Raw genomic sequence first — 10,246 nt, forward strand, 5'->3', positions numbered from 1 at the left:
GCGAGCAGGTGCGTGCCGAGATCGATCTCGGGGGCGTTGACGATGCCGAAGAAGGCGCCGAAGGCGTCTCCGGCGAAGGCGTAGCCGCCGCTCACACCGCTCATGGCGGCCTTGTCCAGGGTCCGGTCGGCGCTCAGGTCTGTCAGGTTCAACATGGTTTTTCTCCTAGGTCTTACGGTTGCGTATCGAGTGGTTGGGACTGGGTTGGCTTAGGCGACCTGGCCGGCGATGCCGTTCTGGGTCTGATTCGAGAACACCAGGTTCAGCCCGCCGATGTTGCCGGACTGATCGACCGCGACGCCTTGGCTCTGCAGCAGGGCATGTGTCCCCATGTCGATCTCAGGGGCATTGACGATCGCGGTGCCGAACAGGGCATCGAAGTCGCTCAGCGCGAAGCCGCCGCGCACGTTGCTCATGGACGCTGCATCGAGGTCGTTGCGCAGGGTCAGGTCGGTGATGGTCAGCATGGTGGTCGCTCCAAGTGGGTCGTGAGTCTGTTCTGATGGCGTCGCGCTCTGAGTGCCCTTGTCTGGAGTAATGCAGCCGCTGTGCCAACTTCGTAAAATCGGCGGCGAGGCCGCATGAAATGGCGGTTTCAAGCCATCGGGTGCCGTCATGAGGTGCTCAGAAGCGGCATTGTGTTCGCCCTTAGCGAACATCTTCACTGAAAGTGTCGTCTTTCTGTTCGAGCAGACGCTCTTTGGCCGAAGGGGCTTCAATGCGGATGGAAGGCAAGGGCAGGGGGCTCGAAGCGGGCAGGGCAAGAAGGTCGAGCGAGAGGCCCAAGCGTGATGATTGCCCGGGCCTTTGCATCGACTCAGGTCGGATGCGCGAATTGCGGTTTTGCGGCTGTTCGAGCGGATCATGGTGCTCGAGAAGTCCATGCTCACAAACCTGCGCCTACGATGCGACGAGGCCGTCAGGATCTCCCCTGACTGCTGGCGCGCACCCGGCGCTTCTCTCGGCCCGATTGTCGGCCGCCTCGGCGGCCGAGGGGCAGGCGCGCGAGGTTGAGCCTGCCGCACTCTGGTATTCTTGCTCGCCCGCGCGCGAATTGGACGATTCCACTCGCCCAGTCTGTTGCGCATCACGGACCGCGATAGATGTCGATGTCCAGACTTTGGATTCGAGCTTAGAGCACAACGGGCACTGACCGATGAATGTGAGCGACACTAAACGACCCCGTCGCGTCCTTATGGTCGGGGGCACCGGCACCATTGGGCGCGCGACTGTTTCCGCCTTGCTGGCGCGCGGTCACGAGGTCGTCTGCGTCGTCCGCCCACAAGCCCGCCCGCGCGGTGCGTCGATGCAGGAGCGGCCGCTGGACGTCTTGCAGGGGGCTGAGGTGCGCTTCGCCGACGTCACCGATCCCACCTCGCTTGCCGAGCATGGATTCCGCAACGAGCACTTCGATGCGGTGGTGTCCTGTCTCGCATCGCGGACAGGCGAGCCGCGCGATGCTTGGGCGATCGACCACCAGGCCCACATGGGCCTGCTCGCGCAGGCCAAGGCTGCGGGCGCGACACAGATGGTGCTGTTGTCGGCGATCTGCGTCCAGCGGCCGCGACTGGCCTTTCAGCAGGCCAAGCTCGCCTTCGAGCAGGCGCTGATGGAGTCCGGACTGACCTACTCGATCGTGCGTCCGACCGCCTTCTTCAAATCGCTGTCGGGCCAGGTGTCGCGGGTCCAGCAGGGGAAGCCTTATCTGGTGTTCGGCGACGGCACCCTGACCGCCTGCAAGCCGATCAGCGACGCGGATCTGGCGGCCTATCTCGCGGATTGCCTGGAAGATCCATCGCTGCAGGACAAGATCTTACCGATTGGCGGACCGGGGCCGGCCATCACGCCGCTCGAGCAAGGACAGTTTCTGTTCGAGCTGCTCGGCCGCGAGCCGCGTTTCAAGCAGGTGCCGGTCTCGCTCATCAGCGGCATCGCGGCGGTCCTGGGGGTGCTGGGGAAGGTGGTTCCACGTCTGGCCGTTAAGGCCGAGCTGGCCCGGATCGGTCACTATTACGCAACGGAATCCATGCTGGTCCTCGACCCCGAGAGCGGTCGCTATGATGCCGAGGCAACGCCCGAGACCGGCCAGGACACCCTGTTCGATTACTACCGGCAGCTCGTCGCTGGCTCCGAGACGGCCGAGCGCGGCGAGCATTCGGTGTTCTGAGCCTTGCACGCCACTGGGTGCAGTGGGCCGGGACGCGCGCTCGAGACCTGTCGTTTGTTGGCGCCGCGAGGTAACTGCGGCTCGAGATCACCCTGCTTCCGCGCTCGCACCCTTGCCCGACGGGGTTCGTGGCATCATCTCGCCCTAACAAGTGACTGCAAACCAGCCCCCAGATGACTAGGAGCACGCCTCGATGATTTCCCAAGAGATGGCCAGCCGCATCAACGCCCAGATCAACCGCGAGATGTACTCCGCCAATTTCTACCTTTCGCTCGCGGCACAGGCCGAGACCATGAGCCTCAGGGGTGTGGCGGCCTGGTTATTCGCCAAGCATGGCGAGGAACTTGCGCATGCCATGAAGATGTACCGCTACCTCATCGATCAGGATGCCGTCGTCCAGATTGGCGATGTCGCCGCGCCCGAGGCGGTTGAGCCGAGCGTGATCGAGATGTTCGAGCAGACCCTGACCCATGAGCGTGGCGTCACGGCCTGTATCAACGAGCTGGTCGATCACGCCCTATCGGAAAAGGACCATGCGACCAATATTTTCTTGCAGTGGTTCGTCACCGAGCAGATCGAGGAAGAGGCGACCGTCAAGGATATCCTCGGTCGTGTCCGTCTATTCGGCGACCAGGGGCAAGCCTTGATGCTGATCGACAACGAGCTGGCGGGTCTCGCCAAACAGATCGGACAAGCGCAGGACACCACGGCCGCCTAGTCCAAGCTCGCCTGCCATGCGGGGTTCGCGATGAGTAAGAAATCCGAGAAGTGCTGCAAGAAATACCTTGAGCAGAAGCGTTGCAAGAAGTGCCCGAAGCGCAAGGTCAAGGGTCATTAACGCGACGTTGGCCCTGAGGTATCCCCACAAATTCGGCCTGCTTCGGCCGCTCGGCGAGCAGTCTATCCTGGGCATTCGCAACCCATAGATCGGGCGTCTCGATAGCCTCGGCGCGTTCGGCAATGGTCGTTCGGCACTCCTCGAGCGTCAGCAGCAGCCGGGCTAGGAACAGCCGCGAGTAGGCCCGAGGCTTGCGCCTGCCCGGTCGCTACGCGCATGCACGCCGCAGCGCTCTGCGGTCGTCCCGATCAGCCACAGCAGGATCGCCGCCAAGGAGGCAATCAGCACCAGCCCCCAGCACCCTTTAGCGACCGGCACCGCGCGAAGCGCTGCACTCGAGCCCCTTGCCGAAGTGCCGACGCTTCATGTCCCTAAAGCTCAGCTCAATTTGCATGCTCTGACGATAGACCTTGACCAGAGGCCTCGCCGGCCACTCAGCGGGGCGCGTCGAGGCCACCAGCAGCCAAGGCTCAGGGGCATTGCGGGCGGACAGCCCCAGATTGACGACTTGGTTGACGACGAAGAACGGCTGCCTGTCCATGGTCCGTGGCATTGACCCAGCCCTCAGTGGTCGCGCGCAGACACAGCATTCCCCCGGCGCGCAGTCGCGTAGCGCTTCGATCGATGGCAGTCGCGCCAAGGCCATGAACGCCATCAACAGCAACAGGCCGTCGAGCCCGTAGTCGTCGCCCTTGGGCAGTTGCAGATGACGCTCGATGCTGTCGAGTAGCCCCATGGCCAATAACGCCGTGATGTTGGTCACCCCTGGGACGCCAACAACGGCGATCGAGCATCCGAAACGGTTTTGGGCTACGATGTGGCTCAAGAGCAGAGGAGATTTTGCGATGCCTACGAACGCTATTGTCCGTGCCCGGATCGATGCGCAAATCAAAGAGGAGGCGAGTGCTGTCCTTGCTGCCATGGGTCTAACGGTGTCCGATGCTTTTCGCATCTTGCTGACGCGCGTGGCTCACGATAAGGCGTTACCATTCGAGCCTCTGGTGCCTAACGAGACCACCGTTGCGGCGATGCGTGAGGCGCGTGCCGGGGGCCTCAAGAGCGTCGGCAGCGTGGAGGCGCTGATGGCCGACTTGCATGCGGAGGATTGAGCGCACCAGCCAGTTCAAGCGCGACTATAAGCGCGAGGCCAAAGGTCATCACCAAGCCACGCTTGATGCCGAACTGATTCCTATCTTGACGGCGCTGGCCTGCGATCAGCTGCTTGAGTCGCGTCATCGCGATCACGCTCTTGGCGGCGATTGGCGCGATCACAGGGATTGCCATATCAAGCCGGACCTTGTGTTGATCTACCGCAAACCGGATGAGGCCGTCTTGCAGCTTGTCCGACTCGGTTCGCATAGCGAGCTTGGCCTTTAAGCAGCACCGCAATTCATGCCAGGGGACAGGTGACGAATTGTACTGGGATTGATCGATCACCAAACGCACGAGGGCGCATTTGGTTCAACTGGCTCCCAATGACCGCTCAACGCGTTAGAGCGGGCGGTCGCGTTCGTGGCCGCCGATTGGCCTGATTGCGGTCGTGACTCGACTTGACGCTCGCTCCCGATCACGGCCCAGGTCGAGCGGCTCAAGCGGGCGACGCTCGGTGGAGGCTCGGTCAGTCGCGCACTCTTCGTCGGTGAGCATCTGAGCGACGTGCGGGTGGAGGGCAAGAAAGCCACGGCCTTGCGCCGACGACAGGGTGGGGAGCACGAGCCGATCGCCTTCGCGCAGAAGCGCGGTCAATGGGCGATCAAGTTGCTCTCCAAGTGAAGGTGTGATGAGAGACGAGGCGTTTGGCCCGTCAATGGCGTGGACGCCCCCAGGATCACCGTCGCCTGGATCGGCACTTGAGTCCCGCAACGGCCCATCCACGTCATTGCGCGTTGGCTCGGCGATGCCGGTCAAGCGGGCAGCGTGACCGTCCAGGCCGCATCGAATTCAGGGACCAGGTCACTGGGGTAATAGCCTCGCGCATTGCAGAGGATCCGCGTCTCGTTCACGCGATACTCGGCCCGGCGATGGAGATGACCGTGGATCCAGAGCGCGATGTTGGGACCCATGAGTGCCTCCAGGTCGCTCGCATAGGCCGGAGAGAGTGGATCCTCAGCGGATCCTAGCGCAAGTGACCGAGGACTGGGGGCATGATGCGTGACGACGACCGTCGGCGGTGCGGGCGACTCGGCCAGGCGCTCACGCAGCCAGGTAACCGTGTCATGGTGGATGGCCATCAGGTCCAGCGGCTTGAGCCGGCGGTACTGAGGTGAGACGCGGATGCGGCGGAAGTCGCTCATCTGCTGAGCCGCCTCGGCGACGGCCCGTGGCGTGTCTCCTTGCAGCGCAAAGTCCGTCCAGAGCGTGCAGCCTAGGAAGCGCACCCCCTCGATCACCACGGCGTCCTTCTCCAGCAGATGCACCCCGGTTCCCGCGACCGGCGCGCGTCCCTTCTCGAGCAGCCGCGGCATGGCCTGGCCATAGTATTCGTGGTTGCCGAAGACGTAGAGCATCGGGCGCTCGAGCCGTGAAGCCTCACCGATTGCCCAGCGCAGGCCGCTCAGGCCGGTGTCGATATCGCCGGCAAGCACGATCACATCGGCATTGCTGTCCGGGATGGCGTCGAGCCGGGGAGCAGATCCTCGGCGCGTCGTTCGGTCAAACTCGAGATGGAGATCGGAGAGCAGCTGGATCTTCACGTCAACCTCATTCGGGCCCTGGGGCTGGGCCGCTGCGCAGCGGAGGTGAGCCTCGTCGGTCTCGGCTCGGGTGAGTCCCCGTCCCCATGAAGCATCAGTCGATCTCGCCGTTTCGCAGCGCCTCGAGCGTCTCGTCCATCACCGCGTTGACGTCTTCCAAGCAGGCGACGACGTCGTCCGGAACCCCGGCATGGCGCAACTTGTTACGCACCAAGAGCAGTCGCTGCCGCATGACCTCGAGATTCCGCACCGACTCCCAACTCATCGCCTCGTCGATGTGAAACAAGGCCTGCTGCCAGTCGGGGAAGCCCGCTGACTGCACCACGGCATCGCGCAGAATCGACCAAGCCCCCTGGAGATCCGACAGGACCGTCTTGTGGTAGGCCGTGGGCTCGGTTGAGAAGCTCATCGAGCGGGTCTCCTGAGGTAAGAAGGACCGCTCACGGCTGCGCGAGCCACTGCTCGAGATCGCCGAGCGCGCTGAAATCGAGCAAGGCCTCGCTCAGCGCTTCGAACTCGTCCACGCTGAGAGCCTCGAGTCGCTGATCGAGGACAGGTGGGAGCATGCCGACGCGGCGCTGTAGTAGCTTGCGCACCAGTGCGACGGCTTCCACACGCCAGCCTTCCGCGAGTCCTTCCTGGTGACCGCGCGCGTAGCCGATCCGCTCGACCGATGTGACGTAACGCATGTGCTTGTTCCTTTCCAGGGTGCTGAGTGCTTGCCACAACTGGACCTCCAGTTCGGCGGGGAACACGGGGCCGCGATGGATTGGAACGTCGTGCCCCAAAACCTGTCGCTATGAAAGGTCTGGATGAAGCCATGCCGTTGGTGGTCGCTACGCAGACGCGCTCAACCCTCAGTCATGGGTCGCGCGCCGGCAGGCTCGGGGTGCGCGCGTGGTTTGCGGGCCGGTGGCTGAAGCCCGCTTACCTTGGTCGCGGATGTCCCGCGGCGCAGGAACTCGACCAGGCGATCGAGATCGTAATCGTGCTCCCGGGCAATTTGGTCCTTGGTGTCCCAAAGCTCTTTCGGCTCATGGGGCGAAATGTGTGGTCGTTCTATGGTTGGCCAGCACAGGTAGCTGATTCAGCGCGGGATTCCTTGCCGTCAGATGAGCTTTCCACACAACTCGCCCCATGAGCCAAATTGTTTTGTAGTCGCGTCTGTAGTCGCGTTGGATTTTGGTCGCCTCACTGCCCTTGCAAGGTCGTGAGAACGCGCCTGCGCAGATCAAGGGGCGGTGATGTCGGCGATTGCCGGTTGATGCCCCGGAAAAGGGGCGTGCCGCAAGTGCTCGCCCGGAAGACATGAGCGATCTGCGCCTGTGCTGCAGGACGGGTGGCATTGCCTGAGGGCGCTATCCGTTGTGGCCGGGATCCATCCCATGGAAGACAGCAAACCGCCGTCCGCTACGTCCGCTCGACTCGGACCTGCCAATGCGCATCAAGCTGCAGATAGACCGGGCCATGCGCGTCGGTCGCAGCGATCGGCCCGGCGCGGCCGTGCTCGATCAGCGCGCGGATCTGCCCCTCGGTCAGCACTAGAGCGTCAATCTGCTTCCAGACCACGAAATTGCAGCCGTCACGATAGCGGTTGCAGCCGAAGCCGCGGCGACCCTCAATGATGCGTCCCTGGCCGCATTTGGGGCACAGCGGCGGATCCTCGCGCAGGGAGGGCGCGTGACTGGAGGCAGGCTCCTGGGGTGGCGCTTCGACCCTCTTGTCCGATGCCAGTGGGGTCGAGCCCGAGCTGGCTCTGGCGTTGCGAGGCGCCGCCGAGCGTCCCTTTGCGGCGTCGCCGAAGTCCAGCATCACTTTGCCGGCCGGGTCGAGTCGCAGCGCGGCGGCGAAGGGCTTGCCGGCCTTGGAGACAAACCCCTGGATAGGATCGGTGCGACCCCGGTCGATGAGCTGGCGGATCTGGGTCTTGGTCAGCTTGCGACCTGCCACCGTCTTCCAGATGGTGAAGCCGCAGCCGTCGCGATAGCGGCTGCAACCGAGCGCTTTGGTCGTCTCGGTGATCTCGCCTTGCTTGCAGAGGGGGCAGGGGCCGTATTCGGCGGCCTTGGCGCCGCTGGCGCGTCGCGAGGTCTTTACGGTCTTTGCTGCCTTGCCCCCATTGCGGCGGGGCTCACCCTGTCGGGCGGCGTCGACCTGCTCCGCGCTCAGGGCCGGACCTTGGGCGATCTGGGGGACCAACTCACGCAGGAAGGTGACGATGTCGCGATCGAACTCGGCGGCCGTGCGCTCGCCCAGCTCGATTTCTTTGAGTCGTTGCTCCCACTCGGCCGTCAGCTCGGGGCTGCGCAGCGGGGCGGCGACCAAGCCGATCAAGGCCTGGCCCTTGGCGGTGGCGCGCAGCTGCTTGCGCTGCCGCTCCAGGTAACCGGTGCGGATCAGCTTTTCGAGGATCTCGGCGCGGGTCGCCGGCGTGCCGAGACCGGATGCCGCCATCGCCGAGGCCAGTGCATCATCCTCGATCGTGCGCCCGGCGTTCTTCATGGCCGCGAGCAGACTGGCGTCGTCGTAATGACGGGGCGGCTGGGTCTCCTTCTCCCGCACCTCCAGACGGTCCACATGCACCCTTTGACCGACGTCCAGCGACGGCAGTGGGCCTTGCGGCGCGTTGTCATCACCGTCCTCTGCGGTCTCGGCGGCCTTCGTCTGACGACGCTCCGGCTCGACCCGCTTCCAGCCCGGCTCCAGGACGACCGAGCCGCGTGCCAGGAAGGTGGCCTCCCCGATGGCGATCTCGACCCGCGTCTCCTCGACGCGCTGATCGGGCAGGAAGATCGCCACGAAGCGCGCCACAACCAGATCGTAGATCCGGCGCAGGGGCGGCGGCAGTGCGGCGGACGGCGCCGTCCCGGTGGGCAGGATGGCGTGGTGATCCGTCAGCTTGGTGCGGTCGACATAGGCCTTGTTGAGCCGGTGTCCGCTCTCCAGGCGGTGCAATGCCTCGGGGGCGAGCGGATGCTGCAGCTGCTTCAGGATGCCAGGGAGCTGCGGCAGCATATCCTCGGAGATGTGCCGGCTCTCGGTGCGGGGATAACTGATGAGCTTGTGGGTCTCGTAGAGCGCCTGGGCGTGCTCGAGCACCTGCGCGGCGGTGAAGCCGAAGCGGCGATTGGCATCGCGTTGGAGATTGGTCAGATCATAGAGCGGGGGCGGGCGGTGGTGGCGGACCTTCTTCTCCACCTTGCTCACCGTCCCGGTCTGATGCGGGCTCAGCTCCCGCTGCAGGCGCTCGGCCGTCTCCTTGCGCTCGATCCGGGTCGTACCGTCCTGCAGATAGAGGGCGACGAATCCCTCCGTCAGATGCGCGGCGAGTTCATAGAAGAACGCCTTGGTGAAGTTCGCGATCTCGGCGTCGCGCGCCACGATCATGGCCAGCGTCGGTGTCTGCACCCGGCCGATGGTGCAGAGTACCCGGTTGTGCACCGTATAGGCGCGGGTCAGATTCATGCCGACCAGCCAGTCCGCCTGGGCGCGGGCACGTGCGGCATCGGCCAGCGGGTTGAAGGCATGGCCGGGCTTCAGCGCCCGGAAGCCGGCGCGGATGGCCTCGTCGGTCAGGCTGGAGATCCACAGCCGCTCGAACGGCTTCTTGCAGCGGGCATGCTCATAGATGAGGCGGAAGATGTGCTCGCCCTCGCGCCCGGCGTCCGTCGCACAGATGAGGCGCTCGGTCTCCGGGGCAGTGATCAACGCCTTGACGATCTTGAACTGCTTCGCGGTCTGCTTGCCGATGCGCAGCTTCCAGCGCTCCGGGATCATTGGCAACGGCTCGGCCGACCAGCGCCCGGCCCAGGCATCTCCGTACTCATCCGGCTCGGCGAGATGGATCAGATGGCCCAGCGCCCAGGTCACGCGGTAGCCGTTGCCTTCCAGATACCCCTCGCCCTTGCGCCCGGCACCTAGCACCCGCGCGAGGTCGCGGGCGACGCTGGGCTTTTCGGCGAGGACGACGGTGGTCATGGCGAGCGGATGCTACCTTATTGAACCATTGACCTTAGGCGATTTCCGTCAAGGCTCAACCCTATACAATACTATACAATATCCCACATCTCCTGACGCGATTCGTGTTCGGCACTGGAGCCACTTACCATCTGGGGCATAGCGTCAGAGGCTGCCGACAATCGTTTTGCACCATTCCGCCTGCTTCATGGCGAGCATAGCGCCATCGCGTCTTCCTCCTTTTTTCTGAGCGTCATTCTGCGGCTCAAGGTTAGAGAGAAATCCGTCGAGGCCCGAGAAACATCACATCGATGTGACAATCACTGTTACAGTTATGCGTGCGACTGTATCAGTACGCGACCGGCCCTGCGAGATGCCTAAGGGCGCTGGGATCGGCGCATTGAACGCCCTCAATGCGGACCTAAACCCCGACCAGAGCGGGATGCGTAATTTTAGACGCTGTATAGGAACTAAGTAACTGATTCGCTGTCGAAAAAATCTGAATAACATGGCGATTTAATACGAATGCCCTCTTTTCATTCGGAGGAGATCAAGATGAATTCAGACAATGCCCATACACCTTTACGCTAT

The 10,246-nt window shown here is 63.6% G+C and carries 10 protein-coding genes; 4 read left to right on the forward strand and 6 right to left on the reverse strand.

Translation table 11 applies throughout. The features are described 5' to 3' along the window. Window positions 1-209: 209 nt before the first annotated feature. Window positions 210-467: a hypothetical protein gene (locus tag G3480_RS23225; RefSeq protein ID WP_164656546.1), complete on the reverse strand. Its 258-nt coding sequence runs from the start codon at window positions 465-467 to the stop codon at window positions 210-212. A gap of 695 nt (window positions 468-1,162) precedes the next feature. On the opposite strand from G3480_RS23225, the gene G3480_RS23230 reads away from it, so the two are divergent. Both G3480_RS23230 and G3480_RS23235 read left to right on the forward strand, forming a co-directional pair. Beyond that, window positions 1,163-2,167, forward strand: a complete 1,005-nt coding sequence (locus G3480_RS23230; RefSeq protein WP_338114207.1) for an NAD(P)H-binding protein — start codon at window positions 1,163-1,165, stop codon at window positions 2,165-2,167. 193 nt (window positions 2,168-2,360) lie between these two features. After that, window positions 2,361-2,885: a ferritin gene (locus tag G3480_RS23235; protein ID WP_164656550.1), complete on the forward strand. Its 525-nt coding sequence runs from the start codon at window positions 2,361-2,363 to the stop codon at window positions 2,883-2,885. A 424-nt stretch (window positions 2,886-3,309) separates the two neighbouring features. Here the strand turns inward: G3480_RS23235 and G3480_RS23240 are convergent, their stop codons facing one another. Next, window positions 3,310-3,768, reverse strand: a complete 459-nt coding sequence (locus tag G3480_RS23240) for a putative transposase (protein WP_164656552.1) — start codon at window positions 3,766-3,768, stop codon at window positions 3,310-3,312. Between the two features lie 82 nt (window positions 3,769-3,850). Between G3480_RS23240 and G3480_RS23245 the strand changes: the two genes are divergently transcribed. Then, window positions 3,851-4,114 carry a type II toxin-antitoxin system RelB/DinJ family antitoxin gene (locus G3480_RS23245; RefSeq protein WP_164656554.1) on the forward strand — a complete coding sequence of 88 codons (264 nt, stop codon included), beginning with the start codon at window positions 3,851-3,853 and terminating at the stop codon, window positions 4,112-4,114. Continuing rightward, the gene (locus G3480_RS23250; protein WP_164656556.1) at window positions 4,101-4,382 is read left to right on the forward strand and encodes a type II toxin-antitoxin system YafQ family toxin; all 282 of its coding nucleotides are present in this window, start codon (window positions 4,101-4,103) and stop codon (window positions 4,380-4,382) included. Before G3480_RS23245 ends, G3480_RS23250 begins: the two co-directional genes overlap by 14 nt. 527 nt (window positions 4,383-4,909) lie before the next feature. On the opposite strand, the gene G3480_RS23255 is transcribed toward G3480_RS23250, so the two are convergent. From G3480_RS23255 to G3480_RS23270, 4 genes are all read right to left on the reverse strand, one after another. Further along, window positions 4,910-5,698, reverse strand: coding sequence for a metallophosphoesterase (locus tag G3480_RS23255; RefSeq protein ID WP_164656558.1), 789 nt, complete (start codon window positions 5,696-5,698; stop codon window positions 4,910-4,912). A 94-nt stretch (window positions 5,699-5,792) separates the two neighbouring features. Then, window positions 5,793-6,107 carry a hypothetical protein gene (locus G3480_RS23260; RefSeq protein WP_164656560.1) on the reverse strand — a complete coding sequence of 105 codons (315 nt, stop codon included), beginning with the start codon at window positions 6,105-6,107 and terminating at the stop codon, window positions 5,793-5,795. 31 nt (window positions 6,108-6,138) lie between these two features. Continuing rightward, window positions 6,139-6,426: a DUF4351 domain-containing protein gene (locus G3480_RS23265; RefSeq protein ID WP_164656562.1), complete on the reverse strand. Its 288-nt coding sequence runs from the start codon at window positions 6,424-6,426 to the stop codon at window positions 6,139-6,141. A 682-nt stretch (window positions 6,427-7,108) separates the two neighbouring features. Then, window positions 7,109-9,676 carry a DNA topoisomerase 3 gene (locus G3480_RS23270; protein WP_164656564.1) on the reverse strand — a complete coding sequence of 856 codons (2,568 nt, stop codon included), beginning with the start codon at window positions 9,674-9,676 and terminating at the stop codon, window positions 7,109-7,111. Window positions 9,677-10,246 lie beyond the last annotated feature (570 nt).

Origin of the sequence: Thiorhodococcus mannitoliphagus (assembly GCF_010915725.1) — a bacterium.
Classification (GTDB): Bacteria; Pseudomonadota; Gammaproteobacteria; order Chromatiales; family Chromatiaceae; genus Thiorhodococcus; species Thiorhodococcus mannitoliphagus.